The sequence below is a fragment of the Paraburkholderia atlantica genome (genome assembly GCF_000092885.1).
Classification (GTDB): domain Bacteria; phylum Pseudomonadota; class Gammaproteobacteria; order Burkholderiales; family Burkholderiaceae; genus Paraburkholderia; species Paraburkholderia atlantica.
On sequence record NC_014117.1, the window covers coordinates 1,678,978 to 1,704,176 of the forward strand.

At 63.8% G+C, this 25,199-nt stretch carries 20 protein-coding genes; 14 read left to right on the forward strand and 6 right to left on the reverse strand.

The annotated features are described in order from the left end of the window. Positions 1–102: 102 nt before the first annotated feature. The 11 genes from BC1002_RS07475 (at position 103) to BC1002_RS07525 (ending at position 13,843) form a co-directional block, all read left to right on the forward strand. On the forward strand, positions 103–2,301 hold the full coding sequence (locus BC1002_RS07475) for a polysaccharide biosynthesis tyrosine autokinase (RefSeq protein WP_013089449.1): 2,199 nt from the start codon (positions 103–105) through the stop codon (positions 2,299–2,301). 56 nt (positions 2,302–2,357) lie between these two features. Further along, entirely contained in the window at positions 2,358–3,299 is a 942-nt protein-coding gene (locus BC1002_RS07480; RefSeq protein WP_013089450.1) for a glycosyltransferase family 2 protein, read from the forward strand. Further along, on the forward strand, positions 3,296–4,456 hold the full coding sequence (locus BC1002_RS07485) for a glycosyltransferase family 4 protein (RefSeq protein ID WP_013089451.1): 1,161 nt from the start codon (positions 3,296–3,298) through the stop codon (positions 4,454–4,456). Before BC1002_RS07480 ends, BC1002_RS07485 begins: the two co-directional genes overlap by 4 nt. Before the next feature lie 3 nt (positions 4,457–4,459). Beyond that, positions 4,460–5,962, forward strand: a complete 1,503-nt coding sequence (locus BC1002_RS07490) for a glucose-6-phosphate isomerase (protein WP_013089452.1) — start codon at positions 4,460–4,462, stop codon at positions 5,960–5,962. Next, entirely contained in the window at positions 5,959–7,188 is a 1,230-nt protein-coding gene (locus BC1002_RS07495) for a glycosyltransferase family 4 protein (protein ID WP_013089453.1), read from the forward strand. The genes BC1002_RS07490 and BC1002_RS07495 overlap by 4 nt, the downstream gene beginning before the upstream one ends. Positions 7,189–7,258: 70 nt before the next feature. Beyond that, on the forward strand, positions 7,259–8,425 hold the full coding sequence (locus tag BC1002_RS07500; RefSeq protein WP_013089454.1) for a glycosyltransferase family 4 protein: 1,167 nt from the start codon (positions 7,259–7,261) through the stop codon (positions 8,423–8,425). A 328-nt stretch (positions 8,426–8,753) separates the two neighbouring features. Next, the gene (locus BC1002_RS07505; RefSeq protein ID WP_013089455.1) at positions 8,754–11,132 is read left to right on the forward strand and encodes an ATP-binding protein; all 2,379 of its coding nucleotides are present in this window, start codon (positions 8,754–8,756) and stop codon (positions 11,130–11,132) included. A 37-nt stretch (positions 11,133–11,169) separates the two neighbouring features. Next, a complete protein-coding gene (locus BC1002_RS07510) occupies positions 11,170–11,901 on the forward strand; it encodes a methyl-accepting chemotaxis protein (protein WP_013089456.1) in 732 nt (243 codons plus the stop codon). Continuing rightward, on the forward strand, positions 11,898–12,437 hold the full coding sequence (locus BC1002_RS07515) for a hypothetical protein (protein WP_013089457.1): 540 nt from the start codon (positions 11,898–11,900) through the stop codon (positions 12,435–12,437). Before BC1002_RS07510 ends, BC1002_RS07515 begins: the two co-directional genes overlap by 4 nt. A gap of 28 nt (positions 12,438–12,465) precedes the next feature. Beyond that, positions 12,466–13,446, forward strand: coding sequence for a chemotaxis protein CheX (locus BC1002_RS07520; protein ID WP_013089458.1), 981 nt, complete (start codon positions 12,466–12,468; stop codon positions 13,444–13,446). Positions 13,447–13,477: 31 nt separating this feature from the next. After that, positions 13,478–13,843, forward strand: a complete 366-nt coding sequence (locus BC1002_RS07525; RefSeq protein ID WP_013089459.1) for a response regulator — start codon at positions 13,478–13,480, stop codon at positions 13,841–13,843. A gap of 41 nt (positions 13,844–13,884) precedes the next feature. On the opposite strand, the gene gmd is transcribed toward BC1002_RS07525, so the two are convergent. The 4 genes from gmd to BC1002_RS38770 all read right to left on the reverse strand — a co-directional run bounded on the left by gmd (position 13,885) and on the right by BC1002_RS38770 (position 17,501). Next, positions 13,885–14,928: a GDP-mannose 4,6-dehydratase gene (gmd, locus tag BC1002_RS07530; protein ID WP_013089460.1), complete on the reverse strand. Its 1,044-nt coding sequence runs from the start codon at positions 14,926–14,928 to the stop codon at positions 13,885–13,887. 57 nt (positions 14,929–14,985) lie between these two features. Continuing rightward, the gene (locus BC1002_RS07535; protein ID WP_013089461.1) at positions 14,986–15,735 is read right to left on the reverse strand and encodes an SGNH/GDSL hydrolase family protein; all 750 of its coding nucleotides are present in this window, start codon (positions 15,733–15,735) and stop codon (positions 14,986–14,988) included. After that, a complete protein-coding gene (locus BC1002_RS07540) occupies positions 15,732–16,814 on the reverse strand; it encodes an acyltransferase family protein (protein WP_013089462.1) in 1,083 nt (360 codons plus the stop codon). The genes BC1002_RS07535 and BC1002_RS07540 overlap by 4 nt, the downstream gene beginning before the upstream one ends. A 159-nt stretch (positions 16,815–16,973) precedes the next feature. Next, positions 16,974–17,501 carry a hypothetical protein gene (locus tag BC1002_RS38770; RefSeq protein ID WP_238537947.1) on the reverse strand — a complete coding sequence of 176 codons (528 nt, stop codon included), beginning with the start codon at positions 17,499–17,501 and terminating at the stop codon, positions 16,974–16,976. On the opposite strand from BC1002_RS38770, the gene BC1002_RS07545 reads away from it, so the two are divergent. The 3 genes from BC1002_RS07545 (at position 17,383) to BC1002_RS07555 (ending at position 23,554) form a co-directional block, all read left to right on the forward strand. Continuing rightward, positions 17,383–19,575, forward strand: a complete 2,193-nt coding sequence (locus BC1002_RS07545; protein ID WP_238537937.1) for an NHL repeat-containing protein — start codon at positions 17,383–17,385, stop codon at positions 19,573–19,575. The two genes, BC1002_RS38770 and BC1002_RS07545, sit on opposite strands and share 119 nt — an antisense overlap. Before the next feature lie 62 nt (positions 19,576–19,637). Beyond that, positions 19,638–21,104, forward strand: a complete 1,467-nt coding sequence (locus tag BC1002_RS07550; RefSeq protein WP_013089464.1) for a flippase — start codon at positions 19,638–19,640, stop codon at positions 21,102–21,104. Continuing rightward, a complete protein-coding gene (locus tag BC1002_RS07555; protein WP_013089465.1) occupies positions 21,101–23,554 on the forward strand; it encodes a glycosyltransferase family 4 protein in 2,454 nt (817 codons plus the stop codon). The genes BC1002_RS07550 and BC1002_RS07555 overlap by 4 nt, the downstream gene beginning before the upstream one ends. 411 nt (positions 23,555–23,965) lie before the next feature. Here the strand turns inward: BC1002_RS07555 and BC1002_RS07560 are convergent, their stop codons facing one another. Further along, complete coding sequence (locus BC1002_RS07560; protein ID WP_013089466.1) at positions 23,966–24,256, reverse strand: contact-dependent growth inhibition system immunity protein; 291 nt, start codon at positions 24,254–24,256, stop codon at positions 23,966–23,968. A gap of 3 nt (positions 24,257–24,259) precedes the next feature. Then, positions 24,260–25,012 carry an RNase A-like domain-containing protein gene (locus BC1002_RS07565; RefSeq protein ID WP_041734357.1) on the reverse strand — a complete coding sequence of 251 codons (753 nt, stop codon included), beginning with the start codon at positions 25,010–25,012 and terminating at the stop codon, positions 24,260–24,262. Between the last annotated feature and the right edge of the window lie 187 nt (positions 25,013–25,199).

The following is a 25,199-nucleotide window of genomic DNA, read 5'->3' on the forward strand; positions in this document are numbered from 1 at the left end:
GAGGCCGGCGCGGGACGCGCAACGAAAGCAGAAGTACCGCTGACGCGAAAGCCGAAGCCAACGACACGGGATGGAACAGTGAGCAATCAACTCTCTCCACACATGGCTGGTCCGATCAAGACCGAAGAAGAAGACGTCGTCCTCGGACAACTGGTGCAGGTGATCCTGGACGACATCTGGTGGCTGCTCGCGATCACCGCGATTATCGTCACGATGGCGCTCGCCTACTGCTACCTCGCCAAGCCGACGTATTCGGCCGATGCGCACGTACGCGTCGAGCCGTCCGACAGCATGTCGCAGGCGCTCACGCAAACGCAGACCGGCGCCGCGATCACCAGCGGCTCGACGTCGCTGCCGACCGACGCCGAGATCGAAATCATCAAGAGCCGTGGCGTGGTCGCCCCGGTCGTGCAGCAGCTGAAGCTGAACTTCAGCGTGACGCCGAAGACGGTCCCGCTGCTCGGCAACATCGCCGCGCGCCTCGCGACGCCGGGCCAGCCAGCGCGTGCGTGGCTGGGGCTCACGTCATACGCATGGGGCGGTGAAAACGTCGACGTCGATTCGATCGACGTGACGCCGTCGCTCGAAGGCGAGAAGCTGCTGCTGCGCGTGATCGACGCGCAGCACTATGAGCTGTTTGCGCCGAACGGCTCGCTGCTGCTGCGCGGCGAGGTCGGTCAGCAGGCGCAGGGCGGCGGCGTGACGATGGTCGTCAACAAGCTGATCGCGCGCCCCGGGCAGGAGTTCACCATCGTGCGCTCGAACGATCTCGACGCGATCACCGCGTTCCAGTCGGCGATCGCGGTTCAGGAGCAGGGCAAGCAGACCGGCGTGATCCAGATCTCGCTGGAGGACAAGAGTCCCCAGCATGCGGCGCTCGTCGCCAATGCGCTCGCGCAGTCGTATCTTCGGCAGCACGTGTCGAACAAGCAGGCCGACGCGAGCAAGATGCTCGACTTCCTGAAGAGCGAGGAGCCGCGCCTGAAGGCCGACCTCGAACGCGCGGAAGCCGCGCTGACCGCCTATCAACGTCAGTCCGGCTCGATCAACGCGAGCGAAGAGGCGAAGGTCTACCTCGAAGGCAGCGTGCAGTACGAGCAGCAGATCGCCGCGCTGCGCCTGCAAATGACGCAGCTCGCCGAGCGCTACGGCGACGACCATCCGACGCTCGTCGCCGCGCGTCAGCAGATGGCCGAGCTGCAGGCGCAGCGCACCAAATACGCGGACCGTTTCCGCGATCTGCCGGCCACCGAAGTGAAGGCCGTGCAACTGCAGCGCGACGCCAAGGTCGCCGAAGACATCTACGTGCTGCTGCTCAATCGCGTGCAGGAACTGTCGGTGCAAAAGGCGGGCACGGGCGGCAACGTGCATATCGTCGACGCGGCGCTGCGCCCCGGCGCGCCGGTCAAGCCGAAGAAGATGCTGATCATGTCGGCGGCGGTGATTCTCGGGCTGATCGCGGGCACCGGTTTCGTGTTCCTGCGCCGCAATCTGTTCAAGGGCATCGACGACCCGGATCACGTCGAGCGCGCGTTCCATCTGCCGGTGTTCGGCCTCGTGCCGCAAAGCGCCGAGCAGGTGCAGCTCGAAAGCAGCTATGCGCGCGGCGGCGAACGGCTGCGTCCGGTGCTCGCGAATGCGCGGCCGAAGGACGTGACGATCGAAAGTCTGCGCAGCCTGCGCACCGCGATGCAGTTCACGCTGATGGACGCGCGCAATCGCATCGTGATGCTGACGGGCCCGATGGCCGGCGTCGGCAAGAGCTTCCTCAGCGTGAACCTCGCGATGCTGCTCGCGCATTCGGGCAAGCGGGTGCTGCTGATCGACGGCGACATGCGGCGCGGCGCGCTCGAACGTCAGATCGGCGGCGTGCAGGAGAACGGCCTGTCCGAGTTGCTGAGCGGCCAGATTTCGCTTGAAGAGGCGATTCGCCCTTCGAATGTCGAGGGCCTGAGCTTCATTTCGTGCGGCCGCCGTCCGCCGAATCCGTCCGAACTGCTGATGTCGCCGCGTCTACCGCAGTACCTCGACGGCCTCGCGAAGCGCTACGACGTGATCCTGATCGACACGCCACCGGTGCTCGCGGTGACCGATGCGTCGATCATCGGCGCGTATGCGGGCTCGACGTTCTTCGTGATGCGCTCGGGCATGCACAGCGAGATCGAGCTGGCCGATGCGCTGAAGCGCCTGCGCGCGGCGGGCGTGCACGTGCAGGGCGGCATCTTCAACGGCATGCCGGCGCGCTCGCGGGTCGGCTACGACCGCGGCTACGCGGCGACCCAGGAATACCTGAGCACGTGACGCGCGCAGCGGACTCCAGCGCCGACTTCTGCCCAACAGGAACCGAGGACATCACGATGAAACTGACGGTACTGGTACCGACTTATCGCCGCCCGGCCGATCTCGCGCGCTGCCTCGCGGCGCTCGAACGGCAATCGCGCGCGCCCGACGAAGTGATCGTGGTCGCACGCGTCGACGACGACGCGACTCATGCATGCCTGCGCGATCCGTCCTCGCGCGGCCGCCTGCCGCTGGTGATCGCACCGGTGGACATACCCGGCCAGGTCGCGGCGCTCAATCGCGGGCTCGATGCCGCCAGCGGCGACGTGATCGCGATCACCGACGACGACGCGGCGCCGCGCCGCGACTGGGTCGAGCGCATCGCCGCCGCGTTCGAAGCCGATGCGCGCCTCGGCGCGCTCGGCGGGCGCGACTGGGTGCACGAAAAAGGCCGCGTGCTCGACGGCGAGCGGCCGCTGGTCGGCAAGGTGACCGCGCACGGCAAGATCATCGGCAATCATCACCTGGGGGTCGGTGCCGCGCGCGAAGTCGACATCCTGAAGGGCGCCAACATGAGCTACCGGCGCGACGCGGTGCGCACGATCCGCTTCGACGCGCGTCTGCGCGGCGCGGGCGCGCAGGTGCACAACGACATGGCATTCAGCCTCGCGGTAAAGAACGCGGGCTGGAAGCTCGTCTACGACCCGCAGGTCGCCGTCGATCATTTCCCCGCCGAACGTTTCGACGACGACAAGCGCGACGCGCAGACGATGGCCGCGCTGCGCAACGCCGCGTTCAACTTCCATCTGATCCTGCGCGACCAGTTGCCGCCGCTGCGCCGCGAAGCCGCGTGGTGGTGGTGGACGCTGGTCGGCACACGGCTTTATCCGGGCCTCACGCATGCGGCGCTCGCGCTGCTGTCGAAGCAGGCGCAGTTGCAGCTGTCGCGCTGGCGCGAGGTGCGCGCGGGCGCCCATGAGGCGCGGCGCGCGCTGTCGAAGAGCGGAGTGTCCGCATGAGCACCAAGGTTCACGTTCATCTGTTTTACGGCGCCGATCCGCGCTTTTATCGCAAGGGCGACGACATCGGCTGCCTGTACGGTTATCACCACGCCGAGTCCGAGGCATTCTCGCTGACCTATTCGCAAGACGCGCGCGAAAGCCGGCCCGTGCGGCTCGTGCGGCGCGCGCTGAAAGCCGCGCTCGGTTTCGATTTCATCCATACGTGGCGCAATCGCGCGCAGATGCTGCGCTCGGACGTGATCTGGACGCATACCGAGCAGGAGTGGCTGTCCGCCGCGCTGATGCTGCTGCTGTGCGGCCGCAAGGCGGGGCCCGGCGCGTCGCCGCTGCTGCTCGCGCAAAGCGTGTGGCTGCTCGACAAATGGCCGTCGTACGGCATCGTGCGCAGCTGGCTGTATCGCAAGCTGATGACGCGCGCGGACCGGCTGACCACGCTCGCGAGCGAAAACGCCGAGCTGTGTCAGGACTATTTCCACCGCGACGCGACGCCGCTGCTTTACGGCCTCAATACACGCGACTTCCCGGTCAACCCGCCGACACAGTGGACGCCGCATACACCGCTGCGCATCGCCGCGATCGGCAACGATCGCGACCGTGACTGGGAGACGCTGATCAAGGCGTTCGGCAACGATCCGCGCTACACGGTGAAGCTGGCGACGCGGCGGCGTATTCCCGCGTCGCTGCGCGCGTCGAACGTCGAGATCGCACTGTTTTCTGGCATCAAGAAGCAGCACGAGCTGTACGACTGGGCCGACGTGATCGTCGTGCCGCTGCGGCCCAACTCGCACGCGTCGGGCATCACCGTGATGCTCGAAGCGGCGGCGGTCGGCAAGCCGATGGTCGCGACCGACGTCGGCGCCCTGCGCGATTATTTTCCCGCCGACGAAGCCGCCTACGTGCCGCCGTTCATTCCCGAGGCGCTGCGCGCCGCGGTCGACCGGCTCGCCGCCGAGCCCGCCGAGGCGTTGCGCCAGGCGCAGGCAGCCGCGGCCGGTCTGCTCGCGCGCGATTTGACCACCCAGCACTACGCGATGCAGCACGTGCGGATCACGCGCGAGATGCTGAGCGCGCGCGGGCAGGCGAGCGCACACACGGCCGCGGCCACGCACGAGCAACGCGCGGCACCCGCGCGCGAATCGCGCGGAGGCCTCTAAGCGATGTCGACGATTCCGCGCGCGAACCCAATACCGCCGGCAGGCGCGGCCAACGCCGGCGCCGCGAAGACCAGCGCGAGCGGGCTGCTGTCCGGCGCAAGGCGGGAATGGCTGCCGCCGCTGTTGCTGTGGCTGATCACCGCGGTGCTGATCGTCGCGCATCAGGGCACCGTGCTGACGCTCGCGTTTCCGGTGCTCGCGATCCTGACGGGCCTGTGGCTCTACTTCAAGAGCCCGGCGCGCTATATCGGCTTCATGTGGTGGCTGTGGTTTCTGAGCCCCGAAGTGCGGCGTCTCGCCGACTGGTCGAAGGGCGCGTTCACGCCGACGAGTCTGATCCAGGTCGCGCCGCTCGCCGTCACGATGATCAGCGGCCTGTCGTTGTTGCGCTATTACCGGCTGCTCGCGCAGCGCCGTGGTTTGCCGGTGCTGCTGATCCTGCTCGGCCTCGTCTACGCATTCCTGATCGGCGTGATGTCGAGCGGCCCGCTCGCGGCCACCTACGACCTCGCGAACTGGCTTTATCCGATCCTGATCGGCTTTCACATCATGGCGCACACGCGCCAGTATCCGCAGTACCGCGACACGATCGTGGGCACGTTCATCTGGGGCATGCTGGTGATGGGCGGCTACGGCCTGATCCAGTTCTTCATCATGCCGCCATGGGACGTGCTGTGGATGCTCGGCTCGCAGATGAACTCGCAGGGCGACCCGGTGCCGATGGGCGTGCGCGTGTTCAGTACGATGAATTCGTCGGGCCCGTTCGCGTTCGCGATGATGGGTGCGATGGTCTTCGTGATGGCCGCGCAGCACCGCGTGCGCTGGATCGCCGCCGGGCTCGGCTTCTTTTCGTTCGCGTTGAGCCTCGTGCGCTCGACGTGGGGCGGCTGGGTCATCGCGCTGTTGATCCAGCTGGTGAAGTCGAACAACAAGGTGCGCGTGCGCATCGTCGCGAGCGCGGTGCTGCTCGCCGGCTTCTGCGTGCCGCTGCTCGCGGTCGGTCCGGTGGCCGAACGGATGCAGGCGCGCCTGAACACGATCGTCAATCTGCACGACGACCAGAGCTACGCGGCGCGTAACGAGTTCTACGCGAGCTTCGCGAAGACCGCGTTTACGGACGTGTCCGGCGAGGGCATGGGCGCGACCGGCACCTCGACGAAGCTTTCCAACGACGGCGGCCAGCTCGGCCAGTACGGCAACTTCGACAGCGGCGTGATGAACATTCCGTTCGTGCTCGGCTGGCCCGGCACCTTGCTGTACATGTCCGGCATCGTGTGGCTGCTGACGCGCGCGGTGCTCGCGTCGTTCAGGCTGCGCGACGACAAGTTCGTCGCCGCGTGCCTGAGCCTGTGTCTGGCGACCTTCGCGATGCTCGTGTTCACGAACTCGCTGGTCGGCACGGGCGGCCTGCTGCTCTTCATGGGCGCTTTTTCGATTCTTTCCGCGGTTCACTACGAAAAAATGAACCGCGCACGCACGCAATTTCTCCACGGAGGCACGGATTGAGAGTCGCCATAGTCACGCACGTAGTGCGTCATAACGACGGCCAGGGGCGCGTCAATCACGAGATCGCGCGCGCGGCGCTCGACGAGAACATCCGCGTGACGCTGGTCGCGTCGCACGTGGCGCCCGAGCTGCTCGCGCATCCGAACGTGCGCTGGGCGCCGGTGAAGATCGGCCGCTGGTGGCCGACCAATCTGCTGCGCCAGCAGGTGTTCGCGCTGAAGAGCGCGCTGTGGCTGCGTGCGCATCGGCGCGACTACGACGTGCTGCACGTGAACGGCTTCATCACCTGGATGCGGGCCGACGTCAATACCTCGCATTTCGTGCATAGCGGCTGGTTCGCGAGCAAGTACTACCCGTTCGGTTTGACGAAGGGCGTGTGGTCCGCGTACCAGTCGGTCTATACGCGCTGCAATGCATTGCTCGAACGCTGGGCCTACCGGCGCTCGAAGGTGATCACCGCGGTGTCGCAGAAGGTCGCCGACGAAATCCGCGCGATCGGCCTCACGCCGCGCAACCGCGTGGACGTGATCTACAACGGCGTCGATACGCAGGGCTTCGCGGCGGCGAGCGGCGATCGCGCGAAGTTCCGCTTACCGGACGATGCGTTCCTGCTGCTGTTCGTCGGCGATCTGCGCACCCCGCGCAAGAATCTCGGCACCGTGCTCGCCGCGTTGAAACATCTGCCCGAGCATGTGCAGATAGCGGTGGCCGGCTTTCTGCCGGGCAGCCCGTATCCGGACGAGGCGAAGGCGCTCGGCATCGCGCATCGCGTGCATTTTCTCGGGCTGGTGAAGGAGATGCCGGTGCTGATGCATTCGGTCGACGCGTTCGTGTTTCCATCGCGCTACGAAGCGATGAGCCTGTCGCTGCTCGAAGCGATGGCCGCAGGCCTGCCCGTCGTGACCGCGCGCACCGCGGGCGGCGCCGAGATCATCACGCCCGAGTGCGGCATCGTGCTCGACGATCCCGACGACCCGCAAGCGCTCGCTCGCGCGGTCGCGCAACTCGCCGGCGACGACACCGCGCGCCGCGCGATGGGCAAAGCCGCGAGCGAGCTCGCAACAGGCTTCGGCTGGGCGCGCATGGCCGCGCAATACATCGCGCTGTACCGGCAACTGGCCGGGCAGCAGGAAAACCGCCGGCGCAGCCAGACCGAAGCGACGGTTGTCGCGCAGAACGATGCGCTGACGCTGAACCATCTCGCCGGACAGAAGAGCGTGGAATGAACGCGCGAACCGCGCGATCCACGCAAGGACATAGCAACTCACCGCAAGCAACACACAGGGGCACACCATCATGACGACTGGCTCAATCAAATCACTGCAAATCGGGATGCACTGGTTTCCCGAACGCGCGGGCGGCCTCGACCGCATGTACTACTCGCTGGTCGGCGCGCTGCCCGGCGCGGGCGTCGCGGTGCGCGGCGTCGTCGCCGGCTCGCCGAAAGTCGCGGCCGATACCGGCGGCGCGATCAACGGCTTCGGACCCGCCGCGCAATCGCTGCCGTTGCGGCTGATGGCGGCACGCCGCGCGTTGCGCCAGGAAATCCGCAGCTCGCGGCCCGACGTGATTTCGTCGCACTTCGCGCTCTATACGTTTGCGGGCCTCGACGTGACGCGCGGCATTCCGCAGGTGTCGCATTTTCAGGGGCCGTGGGCCGACGAGAGCCACGTCGAAGGCGCCGATTCGCTCGGCCAGCGCGCGAAGCGTTATCTGGAGCAGTCGGTGTATGCGCGTTCGTCGCGGCTGATCGTACTGTCGGACGCGTTCGGCAAGATCCTGACGGCGCGCTACGGCATCTCGCCGGAGCGCGTGCGCGTGGTGCCGGGCTGCGTCGATGTCGAGCAGTTCAATCTGCCGATCACGCAAGCCGAAGCGCGTTTGCGTCTGCAATTGCCGCAGGATCGGCCGATCGTGCTGGCGGTGCGGCGGCTGGTGCGGCGCATGGGCCTCGAAGATCTGATCGATGCGGTCAAGCTGGTGAAACGCAGTGCGCCCGACGTGCTGCTGCTGATCGCGGGCAAGGGGCGGCTCGAAAGCGAGCTTCAGGCGCGCATCGACGACGCGGGGCTGGAACACAACGTGAAGCTGCTCGGCTTCGTGCCCGACCAGCATCTGGCGGCGCTGTATCGCGCGGCCAATCTCAGCGTCGTGCCGACGGTCGCGCTGGAAGGCTTCGGGCTCATCACGGTCGAATCGCTTGCGTCGGGTACGCCGGTGCTGGTGACGCCGGTCGGCGGATTGCCTGAGGCGGTGGCGGGCTTGTCGCCCGATCTGGTGTTGCCGCAGACCGGCGCAGCGGCGATCGCCGCGGGACTCGCCGGCGCGCTGAACGGCACGCTAAAGCTGCCCGATGAGAATGCATGCCGCCGTTATGCGCGCGAGCACTTCGATAACGCGGTGATCGCGAAGCGAGTCGCGGCGGTGTATGCCGAAGCGATCGCGGGGGACGCGTTGCATTGAAGCGCAGCGGCGACGCTTCGATGAAATGAAACGACAGGCGAGGCCGGATCGTTGCGGTCGGGCCTCGCGTTCATGCCGCCGCAGGCTAACGAAAAAAACAGGCTATCAATAACGGCATTTTTCTTTCGAACTTGAGCCCGGATCAGCCCTTGGTCCCGCATTTTTTGACGTTATTTTTCAAAACCCTCAAACGTGTCGCCCGGCGTCGACTTCGTCACGTTGACGTCACACATCCGCGACGATAATCCCCGCGCCCGAAAGTACAAAAACACACGGGCGTCCCGCTCAAAGCGGGGACCTTGTATTTTCAGACCTCGGGGATTCTCAGATGACCATCCGTCACCGCATCACGCTACTCGTCATTCTGATGCTTGTCGCGCTATCCGCCATTGGTGGATACGCTGTGCTTCAGACTCGCAACAGCGCCGCCAACGTCAGGCAGGTGACCCAGGGCGTCGTGCCGAGCGCGCTGGCGTCGGCCGACCTCGTGTCGCAGCTCAAGGACGTGCAGCTCGCGATGATGACGCTCGTCTACGCGCCTGACGAGAACATGGTCGCGCAGGCTCGCGACCTGCTGAAGAGCAAGGAAGCGTCGCTGCACGCGGCGCTCGACGTGCAGGCGAAGGCCGCGCAAGGTCGGGCCCAAACCGGGCTCGTGAGCCAGGCGCGCGACAGCCTCGCGAATTATTTCAACGCGGTCAACGACACCGCGAAGATGAAGGCCGACGGCAAGAACGAACTGGCACAGGCGTATCTGTTCGCGAACGTCGCGCAATACCGCGATGAACTCGAAGGCATCGTCGAGACGCTGCGAATCGAAAAGAACCGCCAGAAAGACGCCGCGATCGACGACCTGAACAGCGCGCTCGCCACCACGACGACGGCGATCGGCGCCGCGACCGGCGCGGCCATCGTCGTGCTGCTGCTGATCAGCGCGCTGCTGTATCGCCAGATCACCCGGCCGCTGAGCCGCATGCAGGTGGAGATGAGCGAGATCGCCGCAAGCCAGGACTTCACGCGCCGCGTGCCGGTTGGCCGCATGGACGAGATCGGTCATTCGATCGTCGCGTTCAACGGCATGATCGAGAAGATCCAGCAAAGCTCGCTGCAGTTGAAGCAGAAGACCGCCGATATCCAGGCGATGCTGCAAAACATGCAGCAGGGGATTCTGACGGTGGTCGAAGGCGTGGTCGTGCATCCGGAATACTCCGCGTATCTGGAGGCCATCTTCGAGACTCGTGAGATTGCGGGCCGTCCGTTGCTCGACCTCGTGTTCGGCGGCACCGATATCAACAGCGACGAGCGCTCGCAGATCGAAGCGGCGCTGCACGCATGTATCGGTGAAGACAGCATGAACTTCGAGTTCAATCAGCACCTGCTCGTCAACGAAATCGCGAAGCCGATGGCCGATGGCCGCGTGAAGACGCTCGACCTGAGCTGGTCGGCCATCACCGACGAACACGACGTCGTGCAGCGTTTGATGCTGTGCGTGCGCGACGTGACCGAACTGCGCGCGCTCGCCGCCGAGGCCGGCGAACAGAAGCGCCGGCTGGAAATGATCGGCGAGATTCTCGCGGTGAGCCAGGAGAAGTTCCATCACTTCGTCGAAAGCGCGACGGGCTTCATCAGCGAGAACGAGCGGATCATTCGTCAGCATCATGAGCCGAGTCACGAGGCCGTCGCCGAGCTGTTCCGCAACATGCACACCGTCAAGGGCAATGCGCGCACGTACAGCCTTCAGCATCTGACCGGCGTCGTCCACGAAACCGAACAGCGTTACGACGCGTTGCGCCGCGCGGACAGCGGCGAGGCGTGGGACCAGCAGCTTCTGATCGAGGATCTGCAGCGCGTGAAGGCCGCGCTCGAAACCTACGCGACGATCAACGAAGTGAGCCTCGGCCGCAAGGGCCCGGGCCAGAACGGCGCGGTGGATCGCTATTTGATGGTCGATCGTGAGTTGATCCAGAAGCAGCTGGACCTGCTCGAAAGCGCCGATCCGGCCGACCGTGACGCACTCGTGTCGATGCGCGAATCGTTGCAGCGCGAGCTGCGTCTGTTGGGCACCGAATCGATCTACGAAGCGCTCGCGGGCGTGCTCGAATCGCTGCCGTCTCTGGCGGCCGAACTCGGCAAGGAAGCGCCGGTCGTCAGCATCGACAACAACGGCTACCGCGTGCGCAGTGAGATCAGCCATACGCTGCGCAATGTGTTCACGCATCTGCTGCGTAATTCGGTCGACCACGGCATCGAGCCTGCCGCCGAGCGTATCGCGAACGGCAAGGACGCGGCCGGTGTCATCGAGCTGGAAGTGGGCGTCGATCATCACGCGCTGCAAATCACCATCAGCGACGACGGCCGTGGTCTCGCGCTCGCGAAGATCCGCGCGGCCGCGATCGAACGCGGCTGGATCGACGCCGATGCCGCGCTCAGCGACGAAGCGATTGCCGAGCTGATCTTCCGTTCCGGCTTCTCGACCGCGCAGAGCGTCAGCGAGATTTCAGGTCGCGGCGTCGGCATGGATGCCGTGCGCGATTTCGTGGGGCGCGAGCATGGCCGCATCGAATTGCGTTTCACCGACGATCGTCGCGGCGCGGACTATCGCCGCTTCCAGACCGTCGTGTCGTTCCCCGAGGACTGGGCGGTGGACAGTCTCGATGCGTCCGTCGATGCAGCGCGCGAGCGTGACGCGGATGCGGTGGCAGGCTAACGGCCTGATCGATTGAACGAAGCGATGGGAGCAGGTCGTGCTTGAAAGTTATCTTGTGGCCGCAGGCGTTGGCGGTATCGTCTGCGCGCTCGCGACGGGCATTTTTTTTCGTCGCAAGCTTCGCGTCAGTGCAGAAGCGCAGCGTGTCGACACGCTCGCGCGGCAAGCCCTCGAACAGCAACTCGACGCGGCGGTCCTGGTCGGCGAGCAAGCCGACGGTGAGCGCGTCGCACTGGAGGCGCTGCTCGCCGAGCTGCGCGCGCAGGCCGAGCAGGGCGAGCGCAATCGCGAAGCGTTGCAGGCGTCCCTCGACGCCGCGAGCGCGCGAAGCAACGAATGGCTGCAGCACGCGACGCGGATCGCGCACGAGGCGGCCCGTCTGAAAGCGCTGACCATCACGTTCGAGCGTTGGCACGAGCAGATGATTTCGCTGATGTCGCAGAACCGTGACATGCACAAGAAGAACCAGGAACTGTCGTCGATCGTGCAGCACGTGCTGATCGTTTCGCTGAATGCGTCGATCGAAGCGGCGCGCGCCGGCACCGCGGGTCGCGGCTTTTCGATCGTCGCGGGCGAAGTGCGCTCGCTCGCGTCGCGCTCGCAGGAACTGTCGAAGAGCTATCAGGAGAGCCTGCATCGCAACGACCTTACGACCGCAGCGACGTTCCAGGACATCCAGGCCGGCGGCAAGATGATTACGGCGTCGCTCGGCGGCGTCGAAGTGCTGGCGACCCAGTTTCAATCCAGGCTCGAGCAGGCCGCGGCGTGATTACCGATCTGGCGTTGCAAAGCATCGCGGACATCTTCTGTCACGCGGCTCGCGCGAGATTACCCGCGACGCCGGGTGATGCATGCGAGATCAGCGCGGTGCCGAGGTGGGATCGCGATCATCCGCCCGGCCCTTGCGCGATGGCGCTGACGATCTCGTCGATCGGCTTTCGGCTGCTGTTCGTGCTGCATTTCAGCAAGGATGAAGCAACGCGCGCGTACTACGCCAGTGGCGACACGACGCGTTCGCTGTCCGAAACGCTGATGGAGCTCGGCAATCTATGCTGCGGCTACATGAACCAGCAACTGGTCGATCACTTCCCCGATCTCGGCATGTCGACGCCGTATGAATTGAACAGCACCTGTATCGAGTATCTGGATGAATTGCGGCCCGATCACGTGTGGGCGTACGAGCTGACGATCGGCGGTGCTGCCCGGCTGGGCGTCACGCTATGCGTATGCGCGCAGGCGCCAATCGATTTCAAGGCTGAACTCGCGACGGCCGACGAGGCCGAAGGCGAACTCGAACTTTTCTAGCAACACTGCATTCGCAGACTGAAACACGATGAATACCAGCAAGCCCGTCAGCAAGGTGCTCGTGCTCGACGACAGTCCGGCACACGCGCAAGCGCTGAAGCTCTTTTTCGACCAGCACAACCTGATTGCACTGAAGGTGCGCGACAGCAGCCGCCTCGGCTCGGTACTCGCCACCAATATCGATCTCGGCGGCGTTCTGCTGGCGGATAACTACGGTGGATCGGTCGAACAGGCGGCAACGACTGCGGCGCGGATCAATACCTTGCGCCCCGAATTGCCGGTGATCCTGCGTTCGAGCGGCGACGCGCCGCTCGAACAGCTTCCGAAGCCTATGAAGAACGCGGCGTGCGCGCATTTCAATGGCGCCGATCTGACGGCGCTGCGTGAAGCCGTCGATCAATACATCTTCAGCCTCGACTTCCCCAACGCGCTCGTGCGCGGTATCGCCGAGATCACCGAAGCACGGCTCGCGACGTTATTCGACGGCGTCACCGTGCAACGCGACACGCCCAGCGTCGTGCGCGATCGCATCATCTTTGGCGAGGTGTTCAGCCTGATTCCGCTCGAAGGCACCTGGTGTCGCGGCTATATGTTGATGCAGGCCGAAGAGGAACCGCTGCTCGGCATGATCGAGCGCGATCGCGCGGCACGTGATGCCGGCAGGGGCACGACGCAAGCAGGCTTTCGCGATCTGAACAACGTGCTCGGCGAATTGACGAATCTGATCTGGGGTGCGTTCAAGGACCGGTTCCTCGGTGCGCGGAACGGTCGCGAAGCGAGTCAGGTGCAGGTGCCTCTGCTCGTCAATCACAAGCACCGCTATATCTCGTTCGGCTCGGACAATCCGCAGTTACGGTTTCAATACCGATTGAGCGACGCGCCGAGCGGACAGTCGGTGTCGATCGATCAGCGCTTCGTGTTCAACCTGAGCTGGTCACCCGAAGATTTTTCTGAAAACACGGCGGATGTCGACGATCTGGTCGACTCCGGCGAACTGGATCTGTTTTGATACAACGCGTCGGTGACGCAAGGGAATGGCTATGGCAAAGATTCTGGTGGTGGACGATTCGAGCACGGTGCGCGATGAAGTCGCGGGCTTTCTGGCGAAAAACGGTCTGGAGGTCGCGACTGCCATCGACGGCAAGGATGGCCTAACGAAGCTGAAGACGGATTCGAATATCCGCCTCATTGTCAGCGACGTGAACATGCCGAACATGGACGGCCTGACGATGGTCGAGAAAATCCGCGGCGAACTCGCGAACAAGACCGTCAACGTGATCATGCTGACGACCGAAAGCAGCCCCGCAATGAAGGAGCGCGGCAAGGCCGCTGGCGTGAAGGGCTGGATCGTCAAGCCGTTCAAGGGCGATGCGGTGCTGGAGACGTTCCGGAAGCTGGCGAGTTGACGGATAGTGTGCGGCGAACTCCGCCGCACACGGATGCGGTGTTAGAACGTCTCGTGGTGCTCGTTGCGTGCGATGTCCGCCTGCACCATCATCTGGCACAGCTGTTCCAGCGAGGTTTGCGGTTGCCAGCCGAGCGTGTCGCGTGCCTTGTCCGCGCAGCCGATCAGCAGGTCAACTTCGGCCGGCCGATAGAACTTCGGGTTCACGCGCACGAGCGTCTTGCCGGTCGCGACATCGATGCCGGTCTCGCGCTCGTCCTTGCCCGACCATTCGAGCTGGAAGCCCGCCGCCGTGAACGCCATGCGCACGAAATCGCGAACGGTCTCGGTGCGGCCGGTGGCGAGCACGAAGGTATCGGGCGCGTCGGCTTGCAACATGCGCCACATGCCCTCCACATATTCGAGCGCGAAGCCCCAGTCGCGCTGCGCGCTCAGGTTGCCGAGTTCGAGCACGTCCTGCTTGCCGAGCTTGATCTTCGCGACCGTGTCGGTGATCTTGCGGGTGACGAATTCGCGGCCACGTAGCGGCGATTCGTGATTGAACAGAATGCCGCTGCTCGCGAACAGGTTGTACGACTCGCGATAGTTGATCGTCGACCAGTGCGCGAACAGCTTCGCGACGCCATACGGGCTGCGCGGATAGAACGGCGTGCTCTCGCGTTGCGGCACCGCCTGCACGAGGCCGAACATCTCGGAGGTCGACGCCTGATAGAAGCGCGTCTTCGGGCTCAGGATACGTAGGCCTTCGAGCAGATTCAGCGCGCCGACGCCGGTCACTTCGGCGGTGGTCACAGGCTGGTCGAACGACACGCCGACGAAGCTCTGCGCGGCGAGGTTATACAGCTCGTCGGCCTGGGTGCCGTCGAGCAGACGCAGCGTCGATCCGAGGTCGGTGAGGTCGTGTTCGACCAGACGCAGATTCGGATGATCGAGCACGCCAAGCTCACGCATGCGCCAGAAGTTGACCGAACTCGTGCGCCGGTAGGTGCCGGTCACGTGATAGCCCTTGTCGAGCAGCAGCTTGGTCAGATAGGCGCCGTCCTGTCCGGATACGCCGGTGATGATCGCTTTGCGTGGTTGGCTCATAGCTTGCCTTCTAGTTTGTGAATGAGAAAAGGAACGGAATGCGCGTAAGCGCGTGGCTCAACGTGTTTCGTCCAGCAGCCGCCGCACCAACGGTTCGACGACCTGATAATCCTGGTCGGCCTTCAGCCGGTACAACTCCGGTTTCGGATGCGCGCCGTCCGACATCAGCGACTTCCAGTCGGGCAGGCCGCTCACATACGCGTATTGATCGACGAGCGGCACCTGCTGTTCGGCGGCCAAGCGTCGCGTCATCGCGACCATCGCGGCGAGCCGTGCGTTGAGCCGGTTATCGGGCATCGGGTTCGAGGTCTGCAAAACGGGCTCCTTGCCGAGCGCTCGCGCGGTTTGCACGAGCGATGATTCGGCCGCGTAGAACTGCTCGGGCGTCTGGTCCTGCATCACTTCGTTGATGCCATAGTTGATCAGCACGATCCGCGCGGGCGAGACGGCGAGACGTTCGCGCCACGGCAGCCCGGCCGTCGGTCCCGCGCGACGATCGCCGGTGCCGTCGCGCAACTGCGAGGCCATCGTGCCGCCGACCCCGTAGTTCGTGACACGCACGCGTTTGCCGTCATTTGCCTGCAACGCTTGCTGCAGATACGTGACCGCGTTGCACGCTTGCGGACCGCAGTGGCCATCGCTACAGGTGATCCCGAGCGTGGTCGAATCGCCGTAGGCGTCGATCAGCACTTGCGTGGGCGATGACGTTAGAGGCTCGTCCACGGCCGCGCTCGTAGTCGGCGCAAGCGACGTCAGCGCCGACACGACGCCCAGCACGCGGGCAGCAACAAGAGTCAGGCGGTTCATGCGCGGCTTTGCGGTGCTTGCCGCGCAACGCCGGCGCCGGCGTGTGCCGTCGCTCTCGTGCCGCGCGTAGCGAAAATCAAGCGCTTCTCGAATGCGAACCACGTGATGCTCGCGTAGACGAGCGTGATCGCGAGCGCGATCGCGGCGCACAGATAGCGGTTCAAATGCAGCGGCCACACCATGTACAGCACGCTCAGGTGGATCAGATAGATCGTGTAGCTGATGGTGCCGATATAGACGAGCACGGGATTGCACAGCAGCCGTTTGACGAGGCCCTTGCTCTGCAGCGCGATCACCACGATCGACGTGCACAGCACCAGCGACACGCTATAGAGCCCCGCATTCGACAACGGCGTATTCGCCGCGCGAAAACGAGGGAAGTGCAGATGCAGCCATGCCAGCACCGCGAGTGCGGCCAGCGCGCCGAGCACCGCGAGTCCCTTGTACGGTTCGAGCGCATTGCGATCACGCCGCACGGCCACCGCGAGCAGCGCGCCGGCCGCGAGCAGATCCATGCGGAACGGCGTCAGGTAGTAGATTGGCCAGAACGAATCGAACCACGGCGTGGCGAGCGCGCGCAGCAGCGGCACCAGCACGATCAGCGCGGCCGCCACGCCGCCGAGCAGACGCTCGGGCACGAGCAGGATCACGAACGGCCAGAAGATATAAAACTGCTCCTCGACCGCGAGCGACCACAGCACATTGAGGCTTTCGTGGCCGCTTTGATTGAGCGCATCGCCGATATTGGTCGCGAAGAACGCATACCAGTACCAGTGCTGCGCCCACGCGAGACCGAACAGCACCGATGACACGGCCATCAGCAGCAGGTACGGCGGCAGAATGCGGCGCGCGCGCCGTGCGTAGAAATAGCTGAAATACGACTGCTGACGCGCCTTGCGATCGAGCAGGATGCCGCTGATCAGAAAGCCGCTCAAAACGAAAAACAGATCGACGCCCATCCATAGCGGCGCTTTCAACGCGTGCTGGGCGAACACTGCGAGCACGGCGATCGCGCGCAAACCGTCGAGTTGCAGGATACGGGAATGGGAGGGTGCGAGGGGCAAAGCGCTGGCTGTCATGAACCGTCCATGTTGTAAAGCAGATGGGCCGGGCGAAGGGCCGCGCGGTTCGCAACGCAGAGCCGGCGAACAGGCGCGCGCTTCGCGTCGCAACTGAAGTGCAATTGATTCTAGGGAAAATAAAATCGAGAAAAAATCTGTTGGAATGGGCTAATTGAATCAGATTGAAACAGCGTATTTTTTTGGCCATTCCAGAAAGACTTTTATGGTTATCTGATGAGCATCGGGCATTCCGTAGTAAATGCGCACTGCGTGATCCCACATCGGTAGGAATGGAGGATTGTCGCGACAGAGCCGAGTGGCGGCGAGGCTTTCGTTTTCATCGATTTTTAAATTCTTTTCTTTTGCGACGTATAAGAGAACGAATATTTTTGAATTATTTTCGATTTTCGTCGCCGCATTTTTTCCGCGTAACTTAGCCGTGCGGACGGCTGCCTTCAGGCGCCGCGCTTCAATCGGTTGCGCTTCGTTTCGCTTTACCAAATCACTGATATTCGCCCCGAGCGGGGCGCGGGTCCGCGCGCATCGCGTTGACCGGGCATCGACTGGAGGTTCCGCTTTGCGCCGTATCACGTTCAAAAGCTGGTTCGCCCTGACAGCCTGCGCTGCCGGCGTCGTCGCCGCAGCAGCCGGTCTGCCCGCTTGCGCCGAAACCACGTTGAACGCGAAGACCTCATGGATCGGCAACAGCTTCGGCTTTGGCGATGGCACATGGACGCAGATCAATATCACCGCAATTGCGGTCACGCCGGACGGCAAGGTCTATACGAACGCGCCGTGGGATGAAAGCGGCGCCGAAGCGAGCGTCTATCAGGACGGCAAGATGCTCGGCTTCGCGGGCGGCACGCATGGCTGGGGCAACGCCGGCGGCAACGCGATCGCGGTCAACCGCAAATATGCGTTCGTCGCGATCTCGGTCGGCAATGAGAAGGGGCACCTGGTCGAACCGGGCGTATGGCCGGACAAGGGCAAGCAATGGTTCGGCATTTCGCGGCGCCTGATCGGCGAGCCGAAGCGCGTGGCACCGTTTCAGCCCGCCGCTAAAAATGCCGATCCGCATGCCCAGCTCGCCGCCGGATTTGTGATGATGAACGAAGTGCCGACCGGCACGAATGCGGAGATCGGCGGACTCGCCGCGAACGACACGACGCTGTTCGCGGCCAATACCGCGCGCAATCGCATCGAAGTCTACGATGCCGAGTCGATGCAGCAGAAGGCGACGTGGAGCGTGCACGAGCCTGGACGTGCCGCACTCGCGCCCGACGGCACGCTCTGGGTGCTGAGCGGCACACGCAGCGATCGCGCGCCAGGCATCGAGCATTACACGGCGGCCGGTCAGCGCATCGACGAGACGATCACGCTGCCGGCCGATACGGTGGCGGTCGACCTCGCCGTCGATGCGCAAGGCCGCCTGCTGATCGCCGACAACGGTCCGCGCCAGCAGGTGCTGTTCTTCACGAAGCGCGACGGCCGCTACACGGCGTCGGGCACGCTCGGGGAGCGCGGCGGCATTTTCAGCGGCGTCGCCGGCAAGCCGGGACCGTTGCGATTCAACGGCTTGACCGGCGTCGGTGTCGATGCGCGCGGCAACGTGTACGTGGCGACCAATGGCATCGGTCCGCGTTACGAGCCGATCGGCGCGGGCCTCGGCGCAACGCTCGAAAGCTACGCGCCGGACGGCAAGCGCAACTGGCAGGTCGAGGGGCTGCTGTTCGTCGACGGCGCGTGGATCGATCCGGCCCGGCCCGACAGCGTCTATACCGGCAACAAGCGCTTCGAACTCGATCTGTCGAAGCCGTCGGGGCAGGACTGGAAATACGCGGGATTCCTGTCGAATCGGTTCAAGTACCCGGACGATCCGGTGTTCCATACCGACCAGTATCCGGGGCTGCCGATCGCGCGACGGTTGAAGGGGCGCACGTTCCTCTATCTGACCGACATGTATGCGGACCATCTGAAGATCTATCGCTTCGATCCGCAGCACGACGGCGAGAGTGCGATTCCGTCGGGATTTATCGCAGGCCGCGAGCGCGCGGTCGCGAAGGTGCCGAATGCGCCGCCGGGCGGTGACTGGATCTGGCGCGACACGAATGGTGATGGCCACTTCCAGCGCGACGAATACACGCCGAACACGAACGGCACGAAGCTCGCGGGCGGCTGGGGCTGGTGGGTCGATACGGCCGGCGACATCTGGCGGACCCGGGATACGAAGGGCATCTATCGCTTCCGTTTCGGCGGACTCGATGCGAAAGGCAACCCGGTCTACTCGTACGCGAACCTGACGCAGTACCCGGTGCCTGCACCGTTCAGCGAACTGCATCGCGCGATCTATGAACCGGACACCGACACGATGTACGTGAGCGGCTATACGGCCGATATGCCGACCACGCAGGGCTTCTGGAAGGAAGTGGGGCGCGTGCTGGTGCGCTACGACAAATGGTCGAGCGGCAAGCCGGTGCAGCGTTATGCAATCAGCTTGCCGTGGCAGACGCAAAGCAAGCCGATCGCGACGATCATCGGCGTCACCGTCGAGGGGCAATACGTGTTCGGCGTCGAACCGGTCGGCGCGGTGCACGTGTGGGACAAGGACGGCGGCAAGGAACTCGGCGTGATCCGGCCGGGCCCCGAAGTGGGCCGCGCGTCGGGCTGGGTCGACGTGCCGAACGGCATCAGCGCGACGAAGCGCGCCGATGGCGAGTACCTGGTGTTCGTCGAGGAAGACGCGCGCGGCAAGGTGCTGATGTATCGCTGGAAGCCTTGAGCTGCGTTGGCCTCGCTGACGCAGCGCCGCACGCAATCTAACCGCAAAACCCAAGGGATTCGATGGACAAAGGCATTCTCAGGAACGTAGCGATCAATTTTTTCGGGCTCGTGCTGCCGACGTTCGTGTCGCTCGTGACCGTGCCGTCGTATATCCGGCTGCTCGGCGTCGAGCGCTACGGTGTGATCAGTCTCGTGTGGACGCTGATCGGCTACTTCGGCATTCTCGATCTCGGCATGAGCATGGCCGCGCAGAACCATATTTCGAAGGCGCGCGCGTCGGGCGATCAGCGGGAAAGCGCGCGCGTGTTCTGGAGCGCGACGTGGCTCAATCTGACGACCGGCGTGGTGGGCGGTTTGATCATCTACTTCGGTGCGTTCCTGTACACCGCGTATTTCACGAAGGTGTCGCCCGAGCTGCAGCACGAAGTGTATATGGCGCTGCCGTGGCTCGCGGTCGCGATTCCGATCGCGAACGTATCGTGGGTGTTCGCGGGCGCGATCAATGGCGCGGAACGCTTCGGCGTCTACAACACGAATCAGACGATCGGCACGTTCCTGTTTCAGTTGTTGCCGCTCGGTGCCGCGCTGTGGCTCGGCGCGACCTTGCAGAACGTACTCGCCGCGGCGGTGGTCGCACGGATTCTCGCCGCGTTGCTGCTCGGCCACTACGCGCTGAAAGTGCTTGAAATACGCAGCATTGAACCGCCGCGGCTCGGCGTCGCGAAGGGGCTGTTCAACTTCGGCGGCTGGATGCTGATCGCGAGCGTGACGACGATGGTCGCCGATTCGCTCGATCGCGTGATGCTCGGATCACGCCTCGGCGCGCGGTTCGTCACGTACTACACGGTGCCGCAGAATCTCGTCACGCGTCTAAACATCGTGCCGACCGCGCTGGTGCGCACGCTGTTTCCGCGCCTGTCGGCGGTTGGCCGCGCGGATGCCGATACGATCACGCAGCAGTCGCTCGAATTCCTGAACGGCGTGTTCACGCCAGTCGCGCTGGTTGCGATGCTGGTGCTCGAACCGTTCCTGCATCTGTGGGTCGGCAACGAAATCGCGACGATCGCGGCGCCCGTGGGCCGCATCATGATCGTCGCGGTGTGGCTCGTCGGCCAGGCGAACGTGACGCGCATCCTGATTCAGTCACAGGTCAATCCAGCCACTGCCGCGCGGATCGGCCTCGTCGAGTTGCCGCTGTTCGCCGGCGCGTTGTGGCTCGGTATCACGCATTTCGGACTGACCGGCGCGGCGGTCGCGGTTTCCGCGCGCGCACTGTTCGACTACGCGGTGCTGCTGCATTTCGCCGCGATCCGCGCGCGCCAGATCGTGCTCGACATGCTCGCCCATCTCGCCTTCCTGCTCGCCAGCCTGTGGCTCGCGCGCTTCCTGCCGAGCCTCGCGCTCGCGATCGCTGCCGGAGTGCTGATGGTCGGCGCGAACGTCGCGTGGTCGATCACGATGACGCCCGCCTTGCGCAATCTTGCGCGTTCACTGCTATTGCGACTGAATCCGAGGAAAAGCGCATGAATCAAGACGTCCTTGAAAAAAACCTGTTGAGGCCTGCGACGCGCAGCGCGCTCGACGAACTGACGAGCGTGCCCGGTATGCAGCCGGCAGAGCGCCGTAGCGCGCCGCGCGCGAACAAAAACGTGCGCATCGCGATCGTGCATGACTGGCTCGTCACCTACGCGGGCGCGGAGAAAGTGCTCGAGCAGATCATCGCGTGCTTTCCCGATGCGGATCTGTTCAGCCTCGTGGACTTTCTCGACGATCGCAGCTTCCTGCGCGGCAAGCCGGTGACGACATCGTTCATCCAGAAACTTCCGCTCGCGCGCAGCAAGTACCGCTCGTATCTGCCGCTGATGCCGCTCGCGATCGAGCAGCTCGACGTGTCGGCGTACGACGTCGTGATCTCTAGCAGTCACGCGGTCGCCAAGGGCATTCTGACCGGTCCCGACCAGGTGCATATCAGCTACGTGCATTCGCCGATCCGCTATGCGTGGGATTTGCAGCATCAGTATCTGCAGCAGTCGAAGCTGACCAACGGCCCGAAGTCGGCGCTCGCGCGGGTGATTCTGCATTACATGCGCAACTGGGATATCCGCACGTCGAACTCGGTCGACGGCTTCATCGCGAACTCGGCGTTCATCGCGCGACGCATCAAGAAGGTGTATCAGCGCGACGCGCAGGTGATCTTCCCGCCGGTCGATGTCGACGCGTTCACGCTGTGCACGCAGAAGGAAGACTTCTATCTGACCGCGTCGCGGATGGTGCCGTACAAGAAGATCGATCTGATCGTCGAGGCGTTCGCGCGGATGCCCGAGCGCAAGCTCGTCGTGATCGGCGATGGGCCCGACATGGCGAAGATTCGCGCGAAGGCGGGGCCGAACGTCGAAATCATGGGCTATCAGCCTTTCAAGGTGCTGAAGGACCGCATGAGCCGCGCGAAGGCGTTCGTATTCGCGGCCGAAGAGGACTTCGGCATTTCGGTGGTCGAGGCGCAGGCTTGCGGCACGCCGGTGATCGCCTACGGCAAGGGCGGCGCGCTCGAAACCGTGCGCGATTTGTCGGAGCCGAAGCCGACCGGCATGTTCTTCGATGAGCAGGATGCCGACTCGATCATCGCTGCCGTGAATCGTTTCGACGAGCTTGGGCACCGGTTCCAGCCCGAGCATTGCCGCGACAACGCCGAGCAGTTTTCGGCCGCGCATTTCCGCGAGCGCTTTTTCGCGCAGGTGCGCGCGGCGGTGCCCGCATTGCGCGCCGCGACGCTGCCGCCGTATACGCCGTATCGGCCGGGCTCGCAGAGCGCCGCGAACGTGCCGCGCATTCTTGCAGTCGATCAAAGCGGCGTGCTCGGCGGCGCCGAGCTGTCGCTGCTCGAAATCGTCAAAGCGCTGCGCCCGCGCATCGAGGTCGTGCTGTTCGACGACGGGCCATTCAACGCCGCGCTCGCGAAGACCGGTGTCGCGGTCACCGTGCTCGATGCCGGGGTGCTGAAAAATGTGCGCAAGCAGGGCGGTTCGCTGCCGAAGGGTCAGGCATTGAAGGGGCTCATCTCACTCGTGCGTGCCACCGCGAAACGGGCGCGCAAAGTGGATGTGATCTACGCGAACACGCAGCGCGCGATGGTGATCGGCGCCGTGGCGGGCAAGCTCGCGAGGCGGCCGGTGGTCTGGCATTTGCGCGACATCGTCAGCGCCGAGCATTTCGGCGGCAAGCAGCTCGCGATCATCAAGTGGTGCGCGCGGCTCGGGCTCACGCATGTGATCGCCAATTCGGCCGCGTCGGCGCAGGCGTTCGCGAAGCTCACGCGCTTCGACAGCAAGCGCATAGACGTGGTGTTCAACGGGATTGCCGCGGAGCCGTTCGACGCATTGCGTACGGTGCCGCAGGCGGTGCTGCGCGAGCGCCTGAATCTGCCGCGCGACGCGTTCCTCGTCGGCTCGTTCAGCCGGCTTGCGCGTTGGAAGGGACAGCATGTGCTGCTCGAAGCGATGGTGCTCAATCCGCAGATGCATGCGGTGCTGGTCGGCGCGGCGCTGTTCGGCGAGGACCAGTACGAGGTCGAACTGCGTGCCTTCGTCGCCGCGCACAAGCTGGGCGAGCGGGTGCATTTTCTCGGCTTCCAGCACGATATTCCGGCCTGCATGTGCGCGGTCGACGCGGTCGTGCATACGTCGATCACGCCGGAGCCGTTCGGCCGCGTGATCGTCGAGGGGATGCTCGCGCAGCGACCGGTCGTGGCGTCGCGCGCGGGCGGCGTGCTCGAAATCATCGACGACTACGAGAACGGCGTGCTGTGTACGCCGGGCGATGCGCATGCGCTCGCCGACACGCTTGCCGAATTGCGCTCGAACGGCGACTTGCGCGACAAGCTGGTCGAGAACGGCTATCGGACCGCGCAGGAACGCTTCGGCACGCGCAGCTATGTGGATGGGGTCGCGGGGATTCTGAAGAGTGTGGCGGGGCAGTAGAGCGTGTTTTTTTACGCGAGGGTAGACAGGGGCTTGGCCAGTCCTTGCTTGGCGTAACGGGGTGGAGGTCGAAGGGCTTTCGCTCCGTTTTTTTGCGCCGTATTCGACGGCACTTCGCATGTACCGCAAACCGTCGTGTTGCGGCTTTGTAATGAGGCATTTTGATACCGCGCAAAACTGTTCGCACCGTGGTGCCTATCTCACAACATCCAGGGCTGGTATTTTTTTGCGGCGGGATGTGGGAATACGTAGGTCAGCCGAAGGGCGGACACCATGGCATGGTACGCGGCTCGTTTCCCAACGTCACTGGAGGATTTCGAGTTAGCCGTTGGGTCCAGGCTTGTCCGGAAACATCGTCGGACGTGCAGTTGCCTAGGGGCATCGAACCACCTCGCGTGGAGACGAGTGGCCCTACTCGCTCAGAAGGCGCTTGAGTTCATCGAGAAACGATGCAGTCGTGTGGCCCCACAGTTTCGGATTAAAACTTGCGCCATAGTCCATTTTAAATGCGTCATCCAGATCCATAGGATGCTCATTCATGAAAGAAATGATCTCTTTGATCAATTGATGATGATATTCCCTTGGACTGTCTCTTTTGTAGCTTGAGACTATTTCTGGAATTGTGCCCCCAAAGAGATCGAAGTCCTCGCCGAAATACGCCCTAAAAACAAGGCTCATTTGTGAATAGTGATTCGATGGCATGGTTCAACCTCGTTGGAGATAAGCCGTAAGAATATAATATGGCATGCCATTGTAGGTTTCGTATTTTAGAACAACCACAACTCTATTCATTGATGTCAGTTTTCCCGTTTGCCTCGTTAGTCCATAGCCAATTTCTCCGGGGATCGTCTCGACCAGGTCGAGTGGGATATGTCGAATAGAAGACCGCGTCCATGCTTGAATTCTTGTTTTGTTGGACCGCATAACTTCTGATATTGCCCATTCGGCTCTTTCGATATTGACGAAAGACGATACGACTTCCCGCTTCGGCTCAAGCCTGAGCCGCTCCCACAACTGCGCCTCGGTCCTCCCCACATGCTTTAGCATCGTATGCCCGCCCACCCCGCGAAGCGTCTTCGCTTCATGCATTTCCAGATTAATCCGGCCCATCGAAACGCTGGCCGCGCGTGCAGCCTTGATCGAGCCAGCGAAGCCAAACGGCACGATCATATCAACTGACAGGCCGATTCTATTCGCCATGTCAGGACTAGCCTTCATCGCTTCCGCCAGTTTTGTCGTCCCGTGCTGGGTCAGCGTAGCCGTATCCCGGCCCGTCCAGATTTGGCGTAATCCTGCCGATGCCGTATCTGAGCCATGCACGCCGAATACGACACATCCGGCCTTGCTTGCCATCGTCGGTTCTGGCAGCACGCATAGAGCCGCAGCCCCGACCATTTCCTGTACGCCGCCGACAACCTGCAAGCCACCCCATAGCCGGTTGGATATGGAATGAGCGATGGATGATTTTGATGTCTATTTGCGCGCGCGAATCAAACCGCGCATGACGAGCGCCTTTTCGCGGGCGGCGTGCTCGAAATCATCGACGACTGCGAGAACGCCGCGCTGTGTACGCCGGGCGACGCGCATGTGCTCGCCGACACGCTTGCCGAATTGAGTCGAACGGTGACTTGCGCGACAAGTTCTG